This is a genomic window from Comamonas sp. FUJ_7, assembly GCF_057369555.1.
Genome location: NZ_JBXXZI010000004.1, coordinates 142162 through 165065 on the forward strand (window position 1 = coordinate 142162; position 22904 = coordinate 165065).

The 22904-nt window shown below is 57.3% G+C and carries 19 protein-coding genes; 4 read left to right on the top strand and 15 right to left on the bottom strand.

The window, feature by feature from the left end:
• Positions 1-103: 103 nt before the first annotated feature.
• Positions 104-559, top strand: a complete 456-nt coding sequence (locus AC2I9W_RS07810; RefSeq protein WP_486409429.1) for a DUF3293 domain-containing protein — start codon at positions 104-106, stop codon at positions 557-559.
• A gap of 147 nt (positions 560-706) precedes the next feature.
• Here the strand turns inward: AC2I9W_RS07810 and AC2I9W_RS07815 are convergent, their stop codons facing one another.
• The 3 genes from AC2I9W_RS07815 to AC2I9W_RS07825 form a co-directional block, all read right to left on the bottom strand.
• Positions 707-2182 carry a glutamate synthase subunit beta gene (locus AC2I9W_RS07815; RefSeq protein ID WP_486409430.1) on the bottom strand — a complete coding sequence of 492 codons (1476 nt, stop codon included), beginning with the start codon at positions 2180-2182 and terminating at the stop codon, positions 707-709.
• Positions 2183-2253: 71 nt separating this feature from the next.
• The gene (locus AC2I9W_RS07820; RefSeq protein ID WP_486409431.1) at positions 2254-7002 is read right to left on the bottom strand and encodes a glutamate synthase-related protein; all 4749 of its coding nucleotides are present in this window, start codon (positions 7000-7002) and stop codon (positions 2254-2256) included.
• Positions 7003-7185: 183 nt separating this feature from the next.
• Complete coding sequence (locus AC2I9W_RS07825; RefSeq protein ID WP_486409432.1) at positions 7186-7893, bottom strand: transposase; 708 nt, start codon at positions 7891-7893, stop codon at positions 7186-7188.
• Positions 7894-8049: 156 nt separating this feature from the next.
• On the opposite strand from AC2I9W_RS07825, the gene pcaF reads away from it, so the two are divergent.
• Positions 8050-9261, top strand: coding sequence for a 3-oxoadipyl-CoA thiolase (gene pcaF / locus AC2I9W_RS07830; RefSeq protein WP_486409433.1), 1212 nt, complete (start codon positions 8050-8052; stop codon positions 9259-9261).
• A gap of 27 nt (positions 9262-9288) precedes the next feature.
• Here the strand turns inward: pcaF and AC2I9W_RS07835 are convergent, their stop codons facing one another.
• Together AC2I9W_RS07835 and AC2I9W_RS07840 are read right to left on the bottom strand one after the other, a co-directional pair.
• On the bottom strand, positions 9289-10137 hold the full coding sequence (locus tag AC2I9W_RS07835; RefSeq protein ID WP_158389499.1) for an SIS domain-containing protein: 849 nt from the start codon (positions 10135-10137) through the stop codon (positions 9289-9291).
• 21 nt (positions 10138-10158) lie between these two features.
• Positions 10159-10329 carry a hypothetical protein gene (locus AC2I9W_RS07840; protein WP_486409434.1) on the bottom strand — a complete coding sequence of 57 codons (171 nt, stop codon included), beginning with the start codon at positions 10327-10329 and terminating at the stop codon, positions 10159-10161.
• A gap of 52 nt (positions 10330-10381) precedes the next feature.
• Here AC2I9W_RS07840 and tal point away from each other — a divergent pair, with 52 nt between their 5' ends.
• Positions 10382-11344, top strand: a complete 963-nt coding sequence (gene tal, locus AC2I9W_RS07845; protein WP_486409435.1) for a transaldolase — start codon at positions 10382-10384, stop codon at positions 11342-11344.
• A 16-nt stretch (positions 11345-11360) separates the two neighbouring features.
• Positions 11361-12962: a glucose-6-phosphate isomerase gene (pgi, locus tag AC2I9W_RS07850; RefSeq protein WP_486409436.1), complete on the top strand. Its 1602-nt coding sequence runs from the start codon at positions 11361-11363 to the stop codon at positions 12960-12962.
• Positions 12963-13075: 113 nt separating this feature from the next.
• Here pgi and AC2I9W_RS07855 read toward each other — a convergent pair whose 3' ends face one another.
• From AC2I9W_RS07855 to AC2I9W_RS07900, 10 genes are all read right to left on the bottom strand, one after another.
• Positions 13076-14002, bottom strand: a complete 927-nt coding sequence (locus tag AC2I9W_RS07855) for a class I SAM-dependent methyltransferase (protein ID WP_486409437.1) — start codon at positions 14000-14002, stop codon at positions 13076-13078.
• Positions 14002-14619 carry a DUF1415 domain-containing protein gene (locus AC2I9W_RS07860; protein WP_486409438.1) on the bottom strand — a complete coding sequence of 206 codons (618 nt, stop codon included), beginning with the start codon at positions 14617-14619 and terminating at the stop codon, positions 14002-14004. The genes AC2I9W_RS07855 and AC2I9W_RS07860 overlap by 1 nt, the downstream gene beginning before the upstream one ends.
• Before the next feature lie 156 nt (positions 14620-14775).
• On the bottom strand, positions 14776-15954 hold the full coding sequence (locus AC2I9W_RS07865) for a deoxyguanosinetriphosphate triphosphohydrolase (protein WP_486409439.1): 1179 nt from the start codon (positions 15952-15954) through the stop codon (positions 14776-14778).
• An 83-nt stretch (positions 15955-16037) separates the two neighbouring features.
• Complete coding sequence (gene aroB, locus AC2I9W_RS07870) at positions 16038-17129, bottom strand: 3-dehydroquinate synthase (RefSeq protein WP_486409440.1); 1092 nt, start codon at positions 17127-17129, stop codon at positions 16038-16040.
• Positions 17130-17195: 66 nt separating this feature from the next.
• Positions 17196-17732, bottom strand: a complete 537-nt coding sequence (locus AC2I9W_RS07875) for a shikimate kinase (RefSeq protein ID WP_486409441.1) — start codon at positions 17730-17732, stop codon at positions 17196-17198.
• A 118-nt stretch (positions 17733-17850) separates the two neighbouring features.
• Positions 17851-19971 carry a type IV pilus secretin PilQ gene (locus AC2I9W_RS07880; protein ID WP_486409442.1) on the bottom strand — a complete coding sequence of 707 codons (2121 nt, stop codon included), beginning with the start codon at positions 19969-19971 and terminating at the stop codon, positions 17851-17853.
• The gene (locus AC2I9W_RS07885; RefSeq protein ID WP_486409443.1) at positions 19968-20519 is read right to left on the bottom strand and encodes a pilus assembly protein PilP; all 552 of its coding nucleotides are present in this window, start codon (positions 20517-20519) and stop codon (positions 19968-19970) included. The genes AC2I9W_RS07880 and AC2I9W_RS07885 overlap by 4 nt, the downstream gene beginning before the upstream one ends.
• A complete protein-coding gene (locus tag AC2I9W_RS07890) occupies positions 20516-21196 on the bottom strand; it encodes a type IV pilus inner membrane component PilO (RefSeq protein ID WP_486409444.1) in 681 nt (226 codons plus the stop codon). The genes AC2I9W_RS07885 and AC2I9W_RS07890 overlap by 4 nt, the downstream gene beginning before the upstream one ends.
• The gene (locus AC2I9W_RS07895; RefSeq protein WP_486409445.1) at positions 21196-21807 is read right to left on the bottom strand and encodes a PilN domain-containing protein; all 612 of its coding nucleotides are present in this window, start codon (positions 21805-21807) and stop codon (positions 21196-21198) included. The genes AC2I9W_RS07890 and AC2I9W_RS07895 overlap by 1 nt, the downstream gene beginning before the upstream one ends.
• Entirely contained in the window at positions 21804-22883 is a 1080-nt protein-coding gene (locus tag AC2I9W_RS07900; protein ID WP_486409446.1) for a pilus assembly protein PilM, read from the bottom strand. The genes AC2I9W_RS07895 and AC2I9W_RS07900 overlap by 4 nt, the downstream gene beginning before the upstream one ends.
• Positions 22884-22904 lie beyond the last annotated feature (21 nt).

The following is a 22904-nucleotide window of genomic DNA, read 5'->3' on the forward strand; positions in this document are numbered from 1 at the left end:
GCCGGGCTGCCGCCAGCGCCGAATCCGCTATTGTCGCGCAGACAAGGCCCAACGTCACTCGCCCTCGGCAAAACCATGCGTGCTCTTCAAAAACTTTCTTGCCATGCCTGCCACCTCCTACCGCACCAGCCAGCTCCCTGCCCCATTGCAAGCGGCTTACCGCTCAGCGCTCTACCAAATTGACTCCCAGACCAAGACAGGCGTTGTCGCGCAGACGCTACGTGTGGGCCAGCGCAATGACTGGTTGGCACAGCAGCTGAGCCAGTTGCCCATACCGGCTGCCTGCTATCTGACGTCCTGCAATCCCAGGGGACAAGTTTTGAGTGCCGCCCAGAATGCCAGCCGCATGCGCGTTCTGCGTCAGGCTTTGCGCCTTGAAGACTGGCAATACCTCAACGGCTGCGGCCAGGACCCCGCGGGCCAGTGGCCCGGCGAGGACAGCGTGCTGATCTGGTCCATGGATGTCGACACGGCCGTGCAATGGGCAGAGCAGTGCGAGCAGAACGCCGTGCTCTGGATAGGCGCCGATGCCATTCCCCAACTGCTATGGCTGAGGTAAATCAAATTTGATAGCTGCCTGCGATCTAGATTCAATGAACTCCGCATCGAATCTCATTGAAATCAAAGTAAAGCCAGCGCCAGCCGCTATCAAAAAACAAAAGGCATTCCGGGGAATGCCTTTTGTGTGATGACCCGCTGTGAATGATCAGCGAGGCAGTTCGCTAGCGCCCATCAGGAACTCATCCACGGCACGCGCTGCCTGGCGGCCTTCGCGAATCGCCCACACGACCAGCGACTGGCCGCGGCGGATGTCGCCGGCGGCGAACACCTTGGGCACGCTGGTGGCATAGCCGCCGATGAAATCGGTGCTGGCCTTGGCGTTGCCGCGAGCGTCCTTGTCGATGCCGAACGCCTCCAGCACGGGCGAGACGGGGTGCACAAAGCCCATGGCCAGCAGCACCAGATCCGCTTCCCAGGTTTTTTCGGTACCTGCGACTTCGGTCAGCTTGCCTTCCTTGAACTCAACCTGCACAGTGGTCAGGCTCTTGACCTTGCCCTTTTCGCCGTTAAAGCTCTTGGTCGAGATGGCGAACTCGCGCACCACACCTTCTTCGTGACTGGACGAGGTACGCAGCTTGATTGGCCAGTAAGGCCAGACCAGGGGCTTGTTTTCCTGCTCGGGCGGCATGGGCATCACCTCGAACTGGGTCACGCTCTTGGCGCCATGGCGGTTGGAGGTGCCCACGCAGTCGGAGCCGGTGTCGCCGCCGCCGATGACGATGACATGCTTGCCGTCGGCACGGATCTGGCCCTTGAGCTTGTCGCCCGCGTTGACCTTGTTCTGCTGGGGCAGGAACTCCATCGCGAAGTGCACGCCTTCCAGATCGCGACCGGGCACGGGCAGATCACGCGACTGCTCGGAGCCGCCGGTCAGCAGCACGGCATCGAACTCGGCGTTGAGCTGCTCGGGGCTGATGGTTTCCTTGGCCCAGTTGGTGACCTTGGAGTCCTTACCCAGACCGTCCTTGCCGGCAATCAGCACGCCGGTGCGGATCTTCAGGCCTTCGGCCACCATCTGCTCGACACGGCGGTCGATCAGCCCCTTGTCCAGCTTGAAGTCGGGAATGCCGTAGCGCAGCAGGCCGCCCACGCGGTCGTTCTTCTCGAACAGGGTCACGTCGTGGCCGGCGCGCACCAGTTGCTGGGCTGCCGCCATGCCTGCAGGGCCGGCACCGACCACAGCGACTTTCTTGCCGGTCTGGTGCTTGGGCGGCAGAGGCTTGACCCAGCCTTCGCTCCAGGCGCGGTCGATGATGGCGTGCTCGATGGATTTGATGCCGATGGCGTCGCCATTGATATTGGCCACGCAAGCCGCTTCGCAAGGTGCGGGGCAGATGCGGCCCGTGAACTCGGGGAAGTTGTTGGTGCTGTGCAGCACCTGGATGGCATTGGCCCAGTCACCGCGGTACACGAGGTCGTTGAAGTCCGGGATGATGTTGTTGATCGGGCAGCCGTTGTTGCAGAAAGGCGTGCCGCAGTCCATGCAGCGTGCAGCCTGCACCTTGGCCTGATCGGTGGTCAGGCCGATGACGAATTCCTTGTAGTGCTTGAGACGTTCCGCAACCGGGGCATAGCCCTCTTCGATGCGCTCGTATTCCATGAAGCCGGTGGTCTTTCCCATGATCTTTAATCCTTGAAATCTGTGTTCGCTGGCGGTGCGGTGCCGAACTGGGCACCGCTTCTCAGGCTGGCTTACTTGGCAGCCACCGCTTCTTTTTGAGGAGCTGCTGACGCTTTCGCAGCTTGCGAATTCACCATTTCAGCCTTTTGCTTGCGTTCATAGATCTCGCCTAGAGCACGCTGGTACTCGGTCGGAAACACCTTGACAAACTTGGCACGCGCAGCGGCCCAGTTGTCCAGCAGGTCACGGGCACGCTTGGAGCCTGTCCAGCGGCTGTGCGCTTCAATCAGGGCGCGCAGCTGCTGGTCATCGCTCTGGTCGTTGTGCCAGACACCACGAGGCATGCTGGCCACGAACTCGTCATGCGGCAGCACTTGGTCCAGCTTCACGGAAGCTTGATTGCAGCGCTTGGAGAACTGGCCGTCTTCGTCATACACGTAAGCCACGCCGCCGCTCATGCCTGCGGCAAAGTTGCGGCCGGTCTTGCCCAGCACCACCACAGTACCGCCGGTCATGTATTCGCAGCCGTGGTCGCCCACTCCTTCGACCACCGCCGTGGCGCCCGACAGGCGCACCGCAAAGCGCTCACCCGCCACACCAGCGAAGAAGGCTTCACCACGGGTGGCACCAAACATCACGGTGTTGCCCACGATGGTGTTGCGCACGGATTCACCACGGAATTCATGGCTGGGGTGCACCACCACACGGCCACCAGACAAGCCCTTGCCCGTGTAGTCATTGGCTTCGCCAGTCAGGTTCAGCGTGATGCCGTTGCACAGGAAGGCACCGAAGGACTGGCCGCCCGTACCTTCGAAGTGGATGCGGATGGTGTCGTCTGGCAGGCCTTCGGCGTGATGCTTGGTCACCGCGCCCGAGAGCATGGCACCGACAGAGCGGTTGACGTTGCGCGCCACTTCCATGATGCGCACCTTCTCGCCGTTTTCGATGGCGGGCTTGCAGCGCTCGATGAGCTTGACGTCCAGCGCCTTGTCCAGCAGGTGATCCTGGCTTTCCACGTGATAGCGGGCCACGTCGGCAGGCACTTCGGGCTGGGCAAACAGACGGCTGAAGTCCAGGCCCTGAGCCTTCCAGTGTTCGATGCCCTTGCGGGTGTCGAGCAGGTCGGAGCGGCCGATCAGGTCATCGAACTTAGCGATGCCCAGCTGGGCCATGATCTGGCGCACTTCTTCGGCGATGAAGAAGAAATAGTTCACCACATGCTCTGGCTTGCCGGTGAACTTGGCACGCAGCACGGGGTCTTGCGTGGCCACGCCCACGGGGCAGGTGTTGAGGTGGCATTTGCGCATCATGATGCAGCCTTCTACCACCAGCGGAGCCGTGGCAAAGCCGAACTCATCCGCACCCAGCAATGCACCGATCACCACGTCGCGGCCGGTCTTCATCTGGCCGTCGGCCTGCACACGCACACGGCCACGCAGGCGGTTCAGCACCAGGGTCTGCTGGGTCTCGGCCAGGCCGATTTCCCAGGGACCACCCGCATGCTTGATAGAGGACCAAGGCGAGGCGCCGGTGCCGCCGTCGTGCCCTGCGATCACCAGGTGGTCGCTCTTGCACTTGGTCACGCCTGCGGCAATCGTGCCCACACCGACTTCGGACACCAGCTTGGTGCTGATGCTGGCGTGCGGAGCCACGTTCTTCAGATCGTGGATCAGCTGTGCCAGGTCTTCGATCGAGTAGATGTCATGGTGGGGAGGAGGCGAGATCAGGCCCACACCGGGTACCGAGTGGCGCAGTGCACCGATGTAGTCGGAGACTTTGCCGCCGGGCAGCTGACCGCCTTCACCAGGCTTGGCACCCTGAGCCATCTTGATCTGGATCTGGTCCGAAGAGGCCAGATATTCGGCAGTCACGCCGAAACGACCGGACGCGACCTGCTTGATCTTGGAGCGCAGCGAATCGCCGGCCTGCAGTTCGATATCGGACTCGACCTTGTCCTTGCCGATGATGGAAGCCAGGGTTTCGCCCTTGCTGATGGGGATGCCCTTGAGCTCGTTGCGATAGCGCTTGGGATCTTCGCCGCCTTCGCCGGTGTTGCTCTTGCCGCCGATGCGGTTCATGGCCACGGCCAGCGTGGCATGGGCTTCGGTGGAGATGGAGCCCAGCGACATGGCACCCGTAGCAAAGCGCTTGACGATTTCCTTGGCCGACTCGACCTGGTCCACGGGAATCGCCTTGGCGGGGTCGAACTTGAACTCGAACAGGCCGCGCAGCGTCATATGGCGCTTGGTCTGGTCGTTGATCAGCTGGGCGTATTCCTTGTAGGTGCTGAAGTTGTTGGCACGTGTGGAGTGCTGCAGCTTGGCGATCACGTCAGGCGTCCACATATGCTCTTCGCCGCGGGCACGCCAGGCGTACTCGCCGCCGGCATCCAGCATGGTTTCCAGCACAGGATCGTCGCTGAAGGCTGCCACGTGGTTGCGGATGGTTTCCTCGGCGATCTCGAAGACGCCGATACCTTCCACGCGGCTGGCCGTGCCCGTGAAGTATTTATGAACGGTCTCGCTGTTCAGGCCCACGGCTTCGAACAGCTGGGCGCCGCAGTAGGACATGTAGGTGGACACGCCCATCTTGGACATGATCTTGGACAGACCCTTGCCGATGGCCTTCACATAGTGATAGATGGCCTTATCCGCAGAGATGGGCGCACCTTCACGCCTAAAGATGTCTTCCAACGTCTCCATTGCCAGATAGGGGTGCACGGCTTCTGCACCGTAGCCTGCCAGCACCGCAAAGTGATGCACTTCGCGGGCCGTGCCGGTTTCCACAACCAGACCGGCAGTGGTGCGCAGGCCTTCCTTGACCAGATGCTGGTGGATGGCCGACAGCGCCAGCAGCGCAGGAATGGCCACCTGCGTGGCGCTCAGATTGCGGTCGCTGATGATCAGGATGTTGGCACCGCCCTTGATCTCGTCCACGGCGTGGGCGCACAGCGAAGCCAACTTGGCTTCCACACCCTGCTTGCCCCAGCTCAGTGGGTAGGTGATGTCAATCGTGGCGCTCTTGAACTTGCCGTGCGTGTGCTTTTCGATCTCGCGCAGCTTGGCCATGCCTTCGAAGTCGAGCACGGGCTGCTGCAGCTCCAGACGCATGGGCGGGTTGACCTGATTGATGTCCAGCAGGTTGGGCTTGGGACCCACGAACGACACCAGCGACATCACGATCGCTTCGCGGATCGGGTCGATGGGGGGGTTCGTCACCTGGGCGAACATCTGACGGAAGTAGTTGTACAGCGGCTTGTTCTTGTCGGACAGCACGGCCAGCGGGCTGTCGTTGCCCATGGAGCCAATGCCTTCCTCGCCCTTTTCGGCCATCGGGGTCAGCAGGAACTTGATGTCTTCCTGCGTGAAGCCGAAGGCTTGCTGGCGGTCCAGCAGGGACAGCTCGGTCTTGGCGGCAGGTGCCTTGAAGTCGGCGGGGATTTCCACCTCGTCGAGCTTGATGCGCAGGTTCTCGATCCACTGCTTGTAGGGCTTGGTGTTGACAACGTTGGCCTTGAGCTCTTCGTCTTCGATCATGCGACCCTGCTCTAGGTCGATCAGCAGCATCTTGCCGGGCTGCAGGCGCCACTTGCGCACGATCTTGCTATCGGGCACGGGCAGCACGCCGGCTTCGGAAGCCAGGATCACCATATCGTCATCGGTGATGCAGTAGCGCGAGGGGCGCAGGCCGTTGCGGTCCAGTGTGGCGCCGATCTGGCGGCCATCGGTGAACACGATGGAGGCGGGGCCGTCCCAGGGCTCGATCATCGCAGCGTGGTATTCATAGAAGGCGCGGCGGCGCTCGTCCATGGCTTCGTGCTGCTCCCAGGGCTCGGGAATCATCATCATCACGGCCTGGCTGATGGGGTAGCCGGCCATGGTCAGCAGTTCCAGGCAGTTGTCGAAGGTGGCGGTGTCGGACTGGCCGGCAAAGCTGATGGGATAGAGCTTTTGCAGGTCTTCGCCCAGCACGGGAGAGGCCATCACGCCTTCGCGCGCCAGCATCCAGTTGTAGTTGCCGCGCACGGTGTTGATTTCACCGTTGTGCGCCACATAGCGGTAGGGGTGAGCCAGAGGCCACTCGGGGAAGGTGTTGGTGGAGAAACGCTGGTGTACCAGGCCGATGGCCGAGACGCAGCGCTCGTCGGCCAGGTCACGGTAGTACACACCCACCTGGTCGGCCAGCAGCAGGCCCTTGTAGACCACGGTGCGGCTACTCATGCTGGGAACGTAGTATTCCTTGCTGTGCTTGAGCTTGAGGCTTTGAATGGCAGCACTGGCCGTCTTGCGGATCACGTACAGCTTGCGCTCCAGCGCGTCCTGCACGATGACGTCGGTGCCGCGGCCGATGAAGACCTGGCGCAGGATGGGTTCTTTTTCCTGCACGGTGGGCGACATGGGCATGTCGCGGTTCACCGGCACATCACGCCAGCCCAGCAGCACCTGGCCTTCGGCCTTGATGGCGCGCTCCATCTCCTGCTCGCAAGCCAGGCGCGAAGCATGTTCCTTGGGCAGGAAGATCATGCCCACGCCATATTCGCCAGCAGGAGGCAGAGTCACGCCCTGCTTGGCCATCTCTTCGCGATAGAGCTGATCGGGAATCTGGATCAGGATACCTGCGCCGTCACCCATCAGAGGATCCGCGCCCACAGCGCCGCGGTGATCGATGTTCTCCAGAATCTTGAGCGCACCCAGCACGATGTCATGGCGCTTCTGACCCTTGATATGGGCCACAAAGCCCAGACCGCAGGCATCGTGTTCGTTGCTCTTGGAGTACAGACCGTGGTCCTGGAGATGCTTGATCTCGGCAGCCGTCGTCATGGGGAATCCTCTTATATCAATCGCAGGGAATGCGAGATTACGGCAATGCATAACCTCATGCAATATTTTTTAATTGGGGTCAGATACCAATTAAAGGTAGAGTTTTTTTATTGGAATTTAATTGGGGACATATAAAAGCAAAGGCAGCTATTCAATAAAAACAACGAGATAGCTTTTCAATTTTTAAGAGCTGTGTACCGAATCTGTGCGTACTGCAGGTCTTCCGGCTTGCTGGCGCTTCAAGCGACGCTCGGTTTTGCGTTGCAAATCTTCAATAAAGTCTGCCTCACCCAAGGCCCAGCCATGCAAAGCTGCGTGGCTGATTTGCTCTTGCGCATCAGCACTCAGTCCTTCTTCAACTGCTTTGACATAGGCAGCGTCTCGTGCAAACGGCGTATTGCCCAGAGCCCAGAAAACAGCATGTGGACTGATCAGCGCATCGCTTTGCAAACCCGCGTTGTGCGCATAACTGGACCAAGGCCAGTCCACTGCTCGCGACACCAGTCCCGCACGCACGGGGTTGAGGTCCATGGAAACCATGGTGGGCAGCAACCACTTCTGTGCCTGCAGCACAGTGCATCGGTAGCGCCCCTCCCACAAAGTGCCCGTACGCCCATGCCGGTTGTTGAAGTAACGCACGTAGCTTCTTCCTACCGCCTGCATGAACTGAGGCACACCTTGTTCCGTTTGGGGTGTCGGCAAAAGATGGAAATGATTGGGCATGAGCACATAGGCATGTACATCAACCTTGAAGCGCCTAGCCATCTCCCGCATCAAATCAAGCATGGCCAACCTGTCTTGTGCATCCACAAAAATCTCGCCGCTGTTGTTGCCGCGCTGAATGATGTGGTGCGGCATATTTGCCAGCGTAAGACGAGGAAGACGGGCCATGGTGTTGTACGACTGCAGTGACTTGCAATTATCTGGCGCATGAGCAGTCACGCAAACTGCGAAATTTGCAAAGACACTGTCACAGATGGGCAAGGCAAAGCCAGAGCGCCTCGCTAGACTGGTCAGCACAAACCGCCAGCACACCGGAGGCATCCAATGAATAGCACGACACAAGCCTTTATCTGCGATGCAATCCGTACCCCCATCGGGCGTTACGGTGGCGCACTCTCCTACATTCGCACCGACGATCTTGCAGCCCTTCCTATGAAGGCCTTGATGGAACGCAACCCTGGCGTGGACTGGAAGGCTGTGAGCGATGTGATCTATGGCTGCGCCAATCAGGCCGGCGAAGACAACCGCAACGTGGCACATATGGCCTCCCTCGTGGCAGGCCTTCCTGTGGAGGTGGCCGGCGTCACCATTAACCGTCTGTGCGGCTCAGGTCTGGACGCCGTAGGCACAGCAGCACGCGCAATCAAGGCCGGCGAAGCCCGTCTCATGATTGCCGGCGGCGTGGAAAGCATGAGCCGCGCCCCCTTTGTCATGCCCAAGGCTGAGTCGGCCTTTGCGCGCAGCAATGCGATTTATGACACCACCATCGGCTGGCGATTCGTCAATTCACAGATGAAGGCCATGTACGGCGTGGACTCGATGCCCGAGACCGCTGAAAACGTCGCCATCGAATTCAAGATCGAACGCGAGGCACAAGACCGCATGGCGCAGGCCAGCCAGGAAAAAGCCGCTGCCGCCATTGCCGCAGGCAACCTAGCACGGGAGATTGTTCCCGTTCATATTCCCAGCAAAAAAGGCGACCCCATTGTTATGAGCCAGGATGAGCACCCAAGAGCTACCACGCTGCAAACGCTGGGCAAGCTCAAAGGCGTGGTTCGCCCCGATGGATTGGTGACCGCTGGCAATGCGTCGGGCGTCAATGACGGCAGCTGCGCCCTACTGCTGGCCAATGAAGAAGCGGCCAAGCAATATGGTTTGACACCCAAGGCACGCGTAGTGGGCATGGCTGTCGCAGGCGTGCCGCCGCGCATCATGGGCATAGGCCCCGCGCCAGCCACGCGCAAAGTGCTGGAGCTGACCGGCTTGAAGCTGGAGCAGATGGACATCATTGAACTCAACGAAGCCTTTGCCGCCCAAGGGCTGGCTGTGCTGCGCGAGTTGGGACTGAAAGACGATGACCCACGCGTCAACCAATGGGGTGGCGCCATTGCGCTGGGCCACCCGCTGGGCGCATCCGGCGCTCGTCTGGCCACCACAGCCGTCAACCAGTTGCATACCTTAGGTGGCCGCTACGCCCTGTGCACCATGTGCATAGGCGTAGGCCAAGGCATTGCTGTGATTCTGGAGAAGGTCTAAGCCTTCAAATAATCATTTTGATAGCTACTATCCCGTGTAGCGCTTGGCTCTGAGGTTGTTTTTCATCTGCTCCAGCGCTGGCTGCAGCGCTGGTCCGATGCGCAAGGCCACGCAAGTCGCCAGCACGTCGATGATCAGCAAATGCAGCAATCGCGACACCATAGGGCTGTAGCGGTCGTAGCCTTCCGGGTGGTCGGCTGCCAGGTGCACCTGGCAGGCCGATGCCAGAGGGGAGCCGCTGGCCGTGATCGCAATCGTGGTGGCCCCGTTCTTGCGGGCGATATCCGCAGCATCCATCAGGTCTCGTGTGCGCCCGGAGTTCGAGATGATGACCACGCAATCGCCCGGACCCAGCAAGGTCGCACTCATCACCTGCATATGCCCATCGCTGGTAGCAAGGCTGGTCACACCCAGACGGAAAAACTTGTGCTGTGCATCCAGCGCCACGATGCCAGAGTTGCCGGCCCCGTAAAACTCGATGCGCTTGCCAGTCTGCCAGGTTCCGGCAATGGCCTGAGCTGCCTGCTCAATGGCCACGGTGCTCGCCGCATTGCGATACTGCAAAAAAGCAGCCACCGCGTTGTCCACCACCTTGACCATCACATCACTGGTCTTGTCATCACTGTCGACACTGCGGTGAATAAAGGGCACGCCTTCGCTAACGCTGCCAGCCAGCTTGAGCTTGAAGTCCGCCAGGCCGTCATAGCCCATGCTGCGGCAAAACCGCACCACGGTCGGCTTGCTGACATGAGCACGTTCCGCCAGCTCCCGCACCGGAAGATGGGCAAAGGCCCTGGGGTCAGCCAGCACCAGACGCGCAACACGCTGCTCTGCAGGCGCCAGGGACGGAAGTGAGGCGGTGATGCGATCGAGCATATAGGCGCAGGTAAGGAAGAGTCAGTGAATGAGCACAGAAGATGGCAAGCATAAGACCGAAGCCTTGAGCGTCTCGAAAAATGGCAACAAAACTTGAATATTTCGGCAAATAAAGACAAGAGCCGTCATATCCAGCAGGGTTTGCCTGAGTGCTCTCTGGATAATCTGCTTTGCAGGATCATTCTCATTCATGATTTCGCACCCTACACTTGCTGATTCGTTTGAAACACAGCAAAGGATGGACATGAATCAGTTGGAGGCTCTCAAGCAATTCACCACCGTAGTCGCGGACACCGGAGATTTTCATCAGCTGGCGCAGTTTCAACCGCAAGATGCCACCACCAATCCATCCCTGATTCTCAAGGCCGTTCAAAAGCCTGAATATGCTCCGTTGATGCGCGCGACTGTGGCGCAATTCAAGGATCGAGGCCTTGATGAAATCATGGACCGGATTCTTGTGCGCTTTGGCTGCGAAATTCTGGACACCATTCCTGGCCGCGTCTCCACCGAGGTCGATGCCCGCCTTTCCTTTGACACCGTGGCCACAGTCACACGTGCCGAACGTCTGATCGAGCTTTATCAGGCTGCGGGAATTCACACCGAGCGCGTGCTCATCAAGATGGCCGCCACCTGGGAAGGGATTGAAGCGGCGCGCATTTTGGAGCAACGTGGCATCCACACCAACCTCACACTTCTGTTTTCCTTCTGCCAGGCCGTTGCCTGCGGCCAAGCCAAGGTGCAATTGATTTCCCCCTTTGTCGGCCGTATTTACGATTGGTACAAAAAGCAGGCTGGGTCCCAGTGGGACGAATCAGCCATGGCGGGAGCGAACGACCCAGGCGTACGCTCGGTCAAAAAAATCTACGATTACTACAAGCACTTCGATGTCTCCACCGAGGTCATGGGTGCAAGCTTTCGTAATACCGGCCAGATTTTGGCTTTGGCGGGCTGCGATCTGCTTACCATTGCACCTGAACTGCTGGCTCAGCTGTGCGCACAGCAGGACGAGGCCACACCCGTCGCCCGCGCCCTGGATCCGGGCAAGGCCAAAGCCCAGCCGCATGAGCGCGTGTTGCATGACCAGGCCTCGTTTCGCTTTGCGCTGAACGAAGATGCCATGGCTACCGAAAAGCTGGCAGAAGGCATTCGAGCTTTCACCGCAGACACGCTGAAGCTGGAAGCATTGATGCAGCAAGCCGCAGCATGATTAACTGGAATTTCTTTTGACGCCTCTTTGTCACGAACTGCCTGCCTGGCAGGCTTTGCAAAGCCATTACCGGTCGCAAATCCAACACCTGGATTTGCGACAAGCCTTTGCGCAAGATTCAAAACGTCTTGACGACCTGAGTCAGCAGGCGCCCCATGTCTTTGCCGACCTGTCGAAAAACCTCTGGACTAAAGATACCGAGGCCTTGCTACGACAGCTCGCGGTTGAAAGTCGGCTTGAGCAAAAGCGCAACTCCATGCTGGCCGGTGAGGCCATCAATACCAGTGAACAACGCAGTGTCATGCACTGGCTGCTGCGCACTCCTGTAGGTGGCGGTCAGCTGGCTTCATCCTCTACCGCTCAGTCTTGGACACCAGAAATACATGCAGCCCTGGATGAGGTTCACGGCACTTTGAAGCAGATGCTTGCCTTGGCCGAGCAGATCAGAAGCAACAAGCAGATCACCGACATTGTGAATATCGGTATTGGCGGCTCGCATCTGGGACCGGAAGTCGTAGTCAACGCCCTGGAGGACTGGACCGACGCCGGAAAGAGTTTTCATTTTGTCTCTAACGTGGATGGGCATGAATTGGGTCATGTGCTGCGCAGGGTCAAGCCTGAAAGCACGCTGTTTCTGATCGCCTCCAAGTCATTCACCACGGCCGAGACCATGCTGAACGCACGATCAGCCAGGCAATGGTTTCTGGATCATGGTGGAAGGGAAGATCCACAGGCACACTGCTCCATCGACCAGCACTTTATCGCCCTCACCACCAACGTAGAAGCAGCCAAAGAATTCGGTATACAGCGCTCGCTGGGCTTCTGGGACTGGGTGGGCGGACGCTTTTCACTCTGGTCCGCCATTGGGTTGCCGATTGTCATCGCCATAGGCTCAAAGCAGTTCAGGGCACTACTGGATGGCGCACATGCGATGGATGCCCACTTTTTCACTGCCCCTCTTAAGAGCAATCTCCCGGTGCTCCTGGGCTTGCTGGACGTTTGGTATCGCAATTTCTGCCAATTTCCCAGTCGCTGCATTGCACCGTACAGCCATGGACTGCGGCGCCTGACGGCCTATCTGCAACAGCTGGAGATGGAAAGCAACGGCAAAAGCATCAGCAAACAAGGCGCTCGACTCTCTGCCGCGACCGCGCCGGTGATCTGGGGCGAGCCCGGCACCAACGGTCAGCATGCTTTCTTCCAGATGCTGCACCAGGGCCAGGATGTCATACCGGTCGAGTTCATTACCCTGCGCGATGGAGGAAAGTACCTGGGCAAGCACCATCAAAGTCTGGTGGTCAACGCCATTGCCCAAGCCCAGGCGCTGATGGTGGGACGCCACGGAGAAGGTCTGGAAAAGGACTGCCCCGGCAATCGCCCCAGCAGCTTTCTGATGCTTGAAAGACTGGACCCAGCCTCACTGGGCGCCTTGATCGCGCTGTATGAACATCGCATCTTTGTCTCGGGCGCCATCTGGGATATCAACAGCTTTGACCAATGGGGCGTGGAGCTTGGCAAGAAGCTGGCCACTCAGTTGCATGCCCGCCATAACAGCGGTGACTGGAATGGCATTGATGCTTCCACACAGAAGCTGATGCAGCGCTTGACCCAGGCTTGAGCCTGGATTGCTGACGTGCATGTCTGCACTTCAGCAATGCTCGCGAACTCCTGAAACAGAAGCAGCCAGCGCTTGCCATATAGTGGTTTCAGATCATTTCTTATCTGAAATCTTTATACTGCAGGCGCTTCACGCTCACTTTTTTGTAGCTCCGGCAAAGCCCTGAAACGGCTTTGCAGCAGGGCCTCGATACCGAACTCGGCTAGCAACTGACGCAAGCGCTGAGCTGCACTGCGCTTTTTCTGTCCCGTATAGCGGGCCACGATCAGCTCGTTTTTCATGCTGTGCTCCCAGCCCACCAGCTCGGTGACCGTGACCTGGTAGCCGCAGGCCTCCAGGTACAGACAGCGCAGCACATTGGTGATCTGGCTGCCCATCTCGCGGGTATGAATCGGGTGGCGCCACAGCTCGGCCAGCGGAGTGCGCGCCAGACTCACAGCCTTGGACTGGCGCAGGCATGCTGCCACTTCCGCCTGGCAGCAAGGCACGAGCACCATGGCCCTGGCCTGCTTTTCCAATCCAAAGGCGATCGCATCGTCCGTCGCCGTATCGCAGGCATGCAAGGCCGTGACCACATCGAACCGCTCAGGCATGAAGTCAGCGCGCGTGGACTCAGCCACCGACATATTGAGAAATTCCATGCGCTCAAAGCCCAGCTCAGCCGCCAGCTTCTGAGAAGCCTCGACCAGCGGTGCGCGCGTCTCAATGCCGTAAATCCGCCCCTGCCCCAAGGCCTTGAAATACAGATCGTAAAGAATGAAGCCCAGATAGGACTTGCCTGCGCCATGGTCGGCCAGTGTCACGGCATGCCCATCCTTGGATAATTCATTGAGCAAAGGCTCAATGAATTGATAAAGGTGATAGACCTGCTTGAGCTTGCGGCGCGAATCCTGGTTGAGCTTGCCTTCACGCGTGAGGATGTGCAGAGCCTTGAGCAGCTCTACGCTCTGGCCGGGCTTGAGGCCCAGCTGCTCAGCAATATCTTGCGCGCCTGTCTTGACAGACTTTGGCAGGCTCTGTTTTTTTTCGGTCTTGGCCATTACTTCTCAGTCTTCATCTCAGCATGACCGGTCACCGGGCAGCGGGCCCCGACATCCAGATCCAACCAACCCTCAATGCCGATCTTTTCCAGCGTTTCCATATTGCGCTCATAAATCGTCTCGGCTTCCGGAAACACCTCCACCGCCTTGTCGATGCTTTCTTCGCGCAGCAAATGCAGGATGGGATAGGGGGAGCGGTTGGTGCAGTTGGTGACATCGTCCACATCCGTTCCCTCGAACTGGAACTGAGGATGAAACGAGGCAACCTGCAAGATGCCGCCCAGGTCCAGCTCTTCGACCATGGCATCGGCGACTTCCAGGAAATCATTGAAGTCCAGAAAGTCCTGCAAGGCGTGGGGCAAGATCAGCAGCGTGGTGTCGCGCTTCTCTGCATTGGCTTCTGCCAGGGCCTCGAGCTCGCGATGCAGGGCATCGGCCACACCCTGTGCATCGCTTGCATCGCTGACGGCATAGTGGATCTGCTCTTTGACATGCACGCCTTTGGCAAAAGGGCAAAGATTGAGGCCGATGACTGCCTTTTCCAGCCAGCGCACGGTATCCGCAATCACAAGCTCTGGCGGGAAAGCCTGATCGGCGATGGTTGAAGTTTCGGTCATGACAAAGCCCTCCAAAATGCAAACGGGGGCGCATCGCCCCCAAAGAATGCGCACTGGGCGGGAAATATTCCGGCTCTAGATACACAGAGCCGTTATTTTAGCGATCCGGACTGGGCCATGCTCGCCACTGACAGCAAGACCGTTGGCAAGCACTCTTCAGTCTTGTGCCAGCAATCTCACCCCGGTGATGCGCTCATGCTCGTGCGCCGCATAGCGGTCTGTCATACCCGCAACAAAGTCAGCGACCACGCGCGCGCGCTCATGCAGAGTGCCTGCAAGATGGGCACGCTGCACAAAGCGCGGCTTCATGCGCTCAGGCTCCTGCATATAGGCAGCAAACAGCTCTTTCACCATCTGCCGGGCATGGTTCATGGTTTGCATGACCTGGGGGTGCCGATAAAGCTGCCTGAACAAAAACTGCTTGAGCTGCAGCGACTGCGCCTTCATCTCAGGGCTGAAACCTATCAGCGCCTGCCCATGCTGACGCACCTCCTGCACCGAGCGCACGCCCGCCTTCACCAAACCGGCAGATGAGTGATGGATCACGTCATAGACCTGGTCGCTGAGCATGCGACGAATGCTTTCGTAGAGCAGTTTGCGCTGGGCATCCGGTACTGCCAGATCGGGCCACTGGGCCAAGGTCGCCGCATGGTAGCGAGCAAACAAAGGCACGGCATCACGCAGCTGAGTCATGGTGATCAGGCCCGAGCGAACACCATCGTCCACATCGTGTGCGTTGTAGGCAATCGCATCGGCCAAATTGCATAGCTGCGCCTCCAGCGAGGGTTGAGTGCCATCCAGAAAGCGCTGTGCCACGCCACCAGGCTCACGGGCTTGCAGCAGCTGGGCGTTACTGCGCGAGCAGTGTTTGAGAATGCCTTCTCTCGTCTCAAAAGTCAGATTCAGACCATCAAATGCGGGATAGCGCTCCTCCAGCCTGTCCACCACCCGCAGGCTTTGCAGGTTGTGCTCAAAGCCACCGTGAGGCTGCATGCACTCATTGAGCGCATCCTGCCCCGCATGGCCAAACGGCGTATGCCCGAGGTCATGCGCCAGGCAGATGGCTTCCACCAGATCCTCATCCAGGCGCAAGGAGCGTGCAATGGAACGACCCAGCTGCGCTACTTCCAAGGAATGCGTGAGCCGGGTACGGAACAGATCACCCTCATGATTGACAAAGACCTGGGTCTTGTAGACCAGCCGCCTGAAGGCCGAGGAATGAACAATACGATCCCTGTCACGCTGAAAGTCGCTGCGCGTGGGAGCCTGGGGCTCGGCAAAGCGACGACCGCGGCTTTGCTGGGGATGGCAGGCATAGGAAGCCAGAGCAGTCATGCAAAGTGCCTCAACAAATCGATGCAATGACTCTAACAGCCACGGCCCGCATGCCACTGAGCCCACTCACATAGCGCAAGCGATCAAGCGCAGCAACTGTCGATCACTTCGCGCACGAGCGCATCCGGAGCCGAGCGCATCACAGCCTTGCCGGGCCCATCAATCAGCACGAAACGGATTTCACCCGCTTCCGACTTTTTATCGACCCGCATCAAATCCAGATATCGCCCCGCGTTGTCTTGCTCATCGATGACCGCGCCACGCACCGGCAACCCAGCTCGCTCAATCAGCGTACGCAGACGCAATACAAAGCTCGCATCCACCATGCCAAGGCGTTGAGACAGCTCCGCTGCCATCACCATGCCGGCGGCTACGCCTTCGCCATGCAGCCAGTTGCCATAGCCCATTCCAGCTTCAATCGCATGACCAAAGGTATGACCGAAATTGAGAATCGCGCGCAAACCGCACTCCTTCTCATCCTGCCCCACCACCCAGGCCTTGATCTCCACACTGCGCTTGACCGCATGCATTAGCAAACCACTTTCGCGACGTAGCAAGCCATCCATGTTCTGCTCAAGCCACTCGAAGAACTGCATATCTGCAATCGGACCGTACTTGATGATTTCGCCCAGACCAGCACTCAGCTCACGTGCAGGCAGTGTCTCCAGAGTCGCCAGATCACAAACTACCAACTGCGGCTGGTAGAAAGCTCCGATCATGTTCTTGCCCAAAGGGTGATTGATGGCAGTCTTGCCTCCTACCGAGGAATCGACCTGGGACAGCAGCGTGGTCGGCACCTGCACAAAAGGCACGCCACGCATATAGCTGGCGGCGGCAAATCCGGTCATATCGCCCACCACGCCTCCACCTAGAGCAAACAACACCGTTTTACGGTCGCAGCCGCGCTGAAGCAAGGTGTCAAAAATCAGATTCAGAGTCTGCCAATCCTTGTGCGCCTCACCATCTGGAAGCACCACTTCATGTACCTGTGAATATTGGCCGCTTAAAGCCTGCTTAAGAGCATTCAGATACAGGGGAGCGACGACATCATTAGTCACAATCAAAGCAGTAGCAGCTTTGGGCAATGCGCTCCAAGTGTCTGCCTGTTCCAGCAAGCCCTCTGAAATCACAATGGGGTAGCTACGCTCACCCAAATCAATATGCACTTTTTCCATGTTCGATACTTCACAAAATAAATAGCACTCACCCATGACTGGACTGGCGTAGAGCCTTCTCAGAAATCAAGAGTGTTGACCAAGCTCCACCTGCATCGCCACGCGCTGCGCGACCTGAGTAGCTGACAATCCACTGCCCGCCACGACAAAGTGCGCTACCTCCTTATAAAGCGGATCCCTGATGGCATGTAGGTCCAGCATGCGCTGCAAAGGATTGTCCACTTGAAGCAAAGGTCGCTGAGTGTCTCGCTGCAGGCGCCTAGCAATTTCATGAGGTGAGGCGCTTAAATAAACCACTTTGGCCCGTCCCGCCAACTGGCGTCGGTTTTCCGCCCTTAACACCGCTCCTCCACCTGTCGCCACCACCATGTGTTCAGATTGCCCAAGTAGCTGAGAGAGAACTTCCTGCTCTACATCTCTAAAGCGGGCCTCACCCTCCCTGGCAAAAAAATCACGGATCGTGCAGCCAATACGCTCTTCTATCGCCACATCCACATCAACGAAAGGCACAGACCAGCGCTTGGCCAAATATCGCCCTATCGTAGATTTACCTGAACCGGGCAAGCCCACTAGCGCAATATGAAAATCGTTTAGAAAAGTCATGAAAAATCGGTATTTGCCAAACTAACCTCTCCTAGATTTTCGCAGCTTGTAGCGCCTAAAAATAAAGGCCTGCATTCATTCATGCAGGCCTTATGAAAAAGAAAAGGTCTATAGCGCTTTAAGGATTGGAATTCCTTGCTTGATTAAGCATCTTGGGCGTAATAAAGACCAGCATTTCACGCTTGCTTGAAGCCTTGGTGTTATTGCGGAAGAGATGCCCCAACACAGGCAGATCACCGAAAAGAGGAACCTTGTTGACCTGGTTCGTTTCTTCCAGCTCAAAGATACCGCCAATCACCACCGTTCCACCGTTCTCCACCAGAACCTGTGTCTTGATGTGCTTGGTATCAATTGCAACCCCTTGAGTAGTCGTCTCACCGCGGCTGTCTTTATTGACATCCAAGTCAAGAATAATGTCTCCTTCAGGAGTTATTTGCGGAGTCACCTCCAGCTTCAGCACTGCTTTTTTGAAGGAAATCGTGGTAGCTCCATTAGGCGCCGTCACCGAATAAGGATATTCCGTACCTTGCTCAATCAATGCCTTGTTCTGGTCAGCCGTCACCAGACGGGGATTGGAGATGATCTTGCCATCGCCTTCAGCCTCGAGAGCAGAAAGTTCTAGTGACAAGAAGCGCGACATTGAGCTGTTGAACACCGAGAAGGCCATCTGTCCCACCGTGTTCATACCAGAGATGCTTGCAGGCAGGTTCACGAAATTATTATTGGCAACCACACTTCCAGACGAGCCAGAAGCACTACTGCCTGGCACCGATGCCTGATTCGTGCCGAACGCAGCATTGCTTCCAATCGCTCCACCACCAAATTTGACGCCCAGCGAGCGGCCAAAAGTATCACGAGCCTCCACAATCCGAGCCTCAATCATGACCTGTCGCACAGGCACATCAAGAGTTGCCAGCAAAGCCTTCATTTCTTCCAGCTTGGAAGGAGTGTCCGTCACAAATAGCTGGTTGGTGCGAGGCTCTGAAATGGCAGATCCACGCGAGGACAAAAAGCGTGTACTGGTGCCTGTAGCCCCAGAGCCACCTCCAGAAGATGTGGTGATTTGCTGCAGGATGTCTGCAGCCTTTGCATAGTTCAGCTGAAAGCCCTGTGTACGCAAGGGCTCAAGCTTCTGGATTTCCATGGCGGCTTCATAGTCGCGCTTGGTGCGGGCATCGATTTCGTCCTTAGGAGCAATCCAGAGCACGGAGCCTGACTTGCGCATGCCCAGTCCCTTGGCATCCATGATGATCTGAAGAGCCTGATCCCAAGGAACATCCTTGAGTCGCAAAGTCAGAGCCCCTGTCACAGTGTCCGAGGTCACGATATTGAAGTTGGTGAAGTCGGCAATCACCTGCAAAAGCGACCGTACTTCAATATTCTGGAAGTTGAGCGATAACTTCTCACCGCTGTACCCTGGCCCCTGCGTCAGCTTGCTGGTATCCACCTTTTTCTGACGTACCTCGACCACAAACTGATTGTCACTTTGATAGGCGCTATGTTCCCAGTCCCCCACCGGTTCAATGCGCATGCGAACGCGATCACCTTGTTGATTCGTCGATATCGACTGTACAGGCGTGCCGAAATCTCCTACATCGAGCTTTTTGCGTAAGTTTTCAGGCAAGGTCGTACGCAAGAAATCGACTGTCAGGCCCTTGCCTTCCTTTCGCAAGTCAACGCCTACTTGGCTACTGCCGAGACCGACCACAATCCTGCCTGAGCCATCGCTACCACGACGAAAGTCAACGTCACGAATCGACTCCACATCAGAGCTAGCGGTCTTACTTTCAAAGACGGGAGGCATGGTCTGAGTTGCGGCCATTGCGGAGGCCGCAGCACCCGCAGGATCCAGCAGGATCAACAAAGACTTGCCTTGTCGCTGCAAGCGATAAGTCGTCGCAGTCTTAAGATTTAACACCAAGCGCGAACGGCCTGCGGCTTCCACCAAGTTGGCAGAGCGCAGATTGCCTTGGTTGAATTCCAGCAATGACTTCCCTGATCCGTTGGTCACGCCAGGGAAATCCAGCGCGATTCGCGCCGGAGATTGAACGACAAACCCTGTCGGATCTACCGCCAGCGGCTCGGACATTTCCACGCGGATCACTTCAGAGCCTGACTGCAAAGCGCCTGTTACCGCTTCAATGCGAGCTTGAGCCCAGGCTGCCGATGACAGAAGAAAGCCGCCAAGAGCCAGTCCCCAACGGGCCTTCGCCATAGTGCTACGGTTAATACCCATCATTTACTGACCTCCTGCAACTCTAAAGTGCTTGTTCTTTCAATCCAGTCACCACCACCATCCTGAACAATCTCTCTGAGTTGGATGGAGTTTTCAGTGATCTTGGTAATCTTTCCGTAGTTCTGCCCCAGGTAGTTGCCGACTTTCACCTGATAGAGCAGACCACCGACCTTGACCAAGGCCGTGGGCACATTCTTTTTATCAAGACTACCGACCATGGTCATTGCATCCAAAGGCTCCGCCTCCAGTGGCTCCTTGCGGCGACTCAGCTCCGGAGTCAGCAAAGCCGTGCTGATATTGGACTGCGCAGATTCCTTGCGCAGCACCTGAATCAATTTGAGAGAGTTGAAGGGGTCCATTCCTTCAGCCCCTGTGTAAGCCTGAGGGGTAAAAGGCTTTGGCTCTTCCAGAGGAGTCACACGCGGCCTTGCATTGGCCCGCTCCTGCGCCATCCACTCACGCAGCTGATCCTCTTCGGAAGAGGTGCACCCCACCATCAGCACACTGCTCATCAGGGCCAGCGAAAGAGGATTCAAGAATACTGCTCTCATTTCTTCTTCCCCTTGGATGCGTCTCGCTGAGCCTTAACCTCATCCGCATCCAAATAGCGGAAAGTACGTGCCGTAGCATCCATGGTCAGCACATCTGTGTCCTTGCCACTGGGCGCAATCGACAGATTGTTCAAAGTCACGATACGAGACAGAAAGGCAACGTCCGATGCGAATGCACCAATATCGTGATAGCGCCCTGTCACCTTCAGGGTAATGGGCAGTTCAGCGTAATACTCTTTGGCCACCATGGCTCCGGGACGGAACACTTCGAACTGCAGGCTTCGGCCCAGGCCGGCTTGGTTGATATCAGAGAGCAAAGCCGCCATCTCAGCCTTGCTGGGCAGCTGCTTTTCAAGCTGAGTCACATACTGCTGCACCTGCTCGCGCTGCTTTTTCAGCCCTTCCAAGCTCACCGCCTTGATCATCTTCTTGGAGTAATCTGCGCGCAGCGTGACTTCGGTTGCTCGCTCCGTCTCCAGCTCTTCCTCATAGTCCTTGAGCATTACGAACCACAACAAAGCTGCCACCGCCACTGCCACTGCGATATAGAGCAAAGCCTTGGGCAAGGCTGGCCATACCGATGGATCATTCGGGTCTAGGTTGCGAAATTGGCGCTGAACTTTTTCCTGCAGTGCAGCAAAATCAAGATCCAGGGATTTTTTCTTTTTCCTTGCCATTACTGCACCTTCACAGAAGAGGCTGGTGCAGGCAGATTTTTCTCTGCATCGCTGGCCCGGTTCAGATTGAAGCGCAATGTAAACGCCGCAGCGCGACGCTTGTCCTTGGCACTTACTTCTACGGTCTTTGCCACAATTTCCTGCAGCTCCGGCTTGGAGAACCAAGGGGAGCCATCCGTGAGATTTCGCAGCATCTCGGAAACACGCTCATTCGACTGCGCCGTCCCTTGCATAGTCACAGTCAGTCCTTCCTGCTTGATGCTGCTGATGTAGACCCCATCGGGCAGCTGCCTCACCAACTCATTGAGCATGTAGACAGGCAGGTTGCGATCAGACTGCAGGTCTTCCACAGCCTTCTGGCGCGCACGCAATGCTGTGATCTCCGCCTCCAGTCCCTCAATTTCCTTGATCTGTGTTTCGAGTACCTTTATCTCGGAGCGCAGCAAATTATTTTTATTTTGCTGCCCTTCGATCATCATTTGAAAGTACCAATAGATCAGCCCTGCAATCAGCAAGCCACCTAAAGCTGCCAGCACCATATTGATCTGAAACGCCTCTTTACGGCGTTTCTTAGCCGCTTCGCGGTGGGGTAAAAGATTAATCAATATCACTCTTGAAACCTCCGCATGGCCAGACCACAGGAGGTCAGATAGGACGGCGCTTCACGGGCCATTTTTTTCAGACGAATCCCGCTGCCAATCTCCATACCATCAAACGGATTTGCAAGACTACAAGCGCAACCGGTTTGCTGACTGACAGCTTCAGCCAGTCCAGGCAAGGAAGAAGAGCCCCCAGCGAGCAGAATATGGTCAACACGGTTGTAGGGTGTGCTGGTAAAGAAGAACTGCAAGGCACGGGCTACTTCTTGAGTCAAGCTCTGCACAAAGGGCTTGAGTACTGCACCAGCATAGTCGTCGGGCAATTCGCCACTGCGCTTTTTTGCCTCAGCCTCTTCCGGAGAAAAGCCATACTGCCTTGCAATCAGCTGCGTCAGCTGTGCGCCACCAAAGGCTTGGTCGCGCTCATAGAGCACTTCTTCATTGCGCAGCACCTGCATGCTGGTTGTCATTGCACCCACTTCAAAGAGTGCAACAACGGCATCCTGCCCGGAGTTAGGCAAGCGTGACACCAGACGCGCTGCTGCCATACGCGCGGCATAAGGCTCAATGTCAATCACTATGGGCTTGAGGCCTGCTGCCTCTGCAAGACCCTGCCTGTCCTGCACCTTATCTTTGCGCGATGCGGCAATCAGCACATCGACATCACCGGGTGCAACAAGTGAAGGCCCGATCACGCAAAAATCAAGACTTACCTCATCCAAAGAAAATGGAATGTACTGATTGGCTTCGGACTCGACCTGGACCTCCATTTCCAGTTCCGTCAATCCTGCAGGCAGTGTGATTTTTTTGGTAATCACAGCGGCTGCCGGCAAGGCCATGGCCACTTGCTTGGTGCGCGTGCCGCTTTTCTTGACCAAGCGGCGTACAGCTTCGGCCACCTCATCGAATTTTTCGATATTGCCGTCGCTGATCCAGCCCTTCTCCAAGGGCTCAATCGCACAACGCTCAAGTTGCCACTCGCCAGATTTGCTCTTAGACAACTCCACCAGTTTCACACTGGATGAGCTGACATCAATGCCAAGCAAAGGCGCAGGCTGACGGCTGAATAAAGAACTCAGAGCAATCAACGTGCCCCCCCTAGGTTGTAA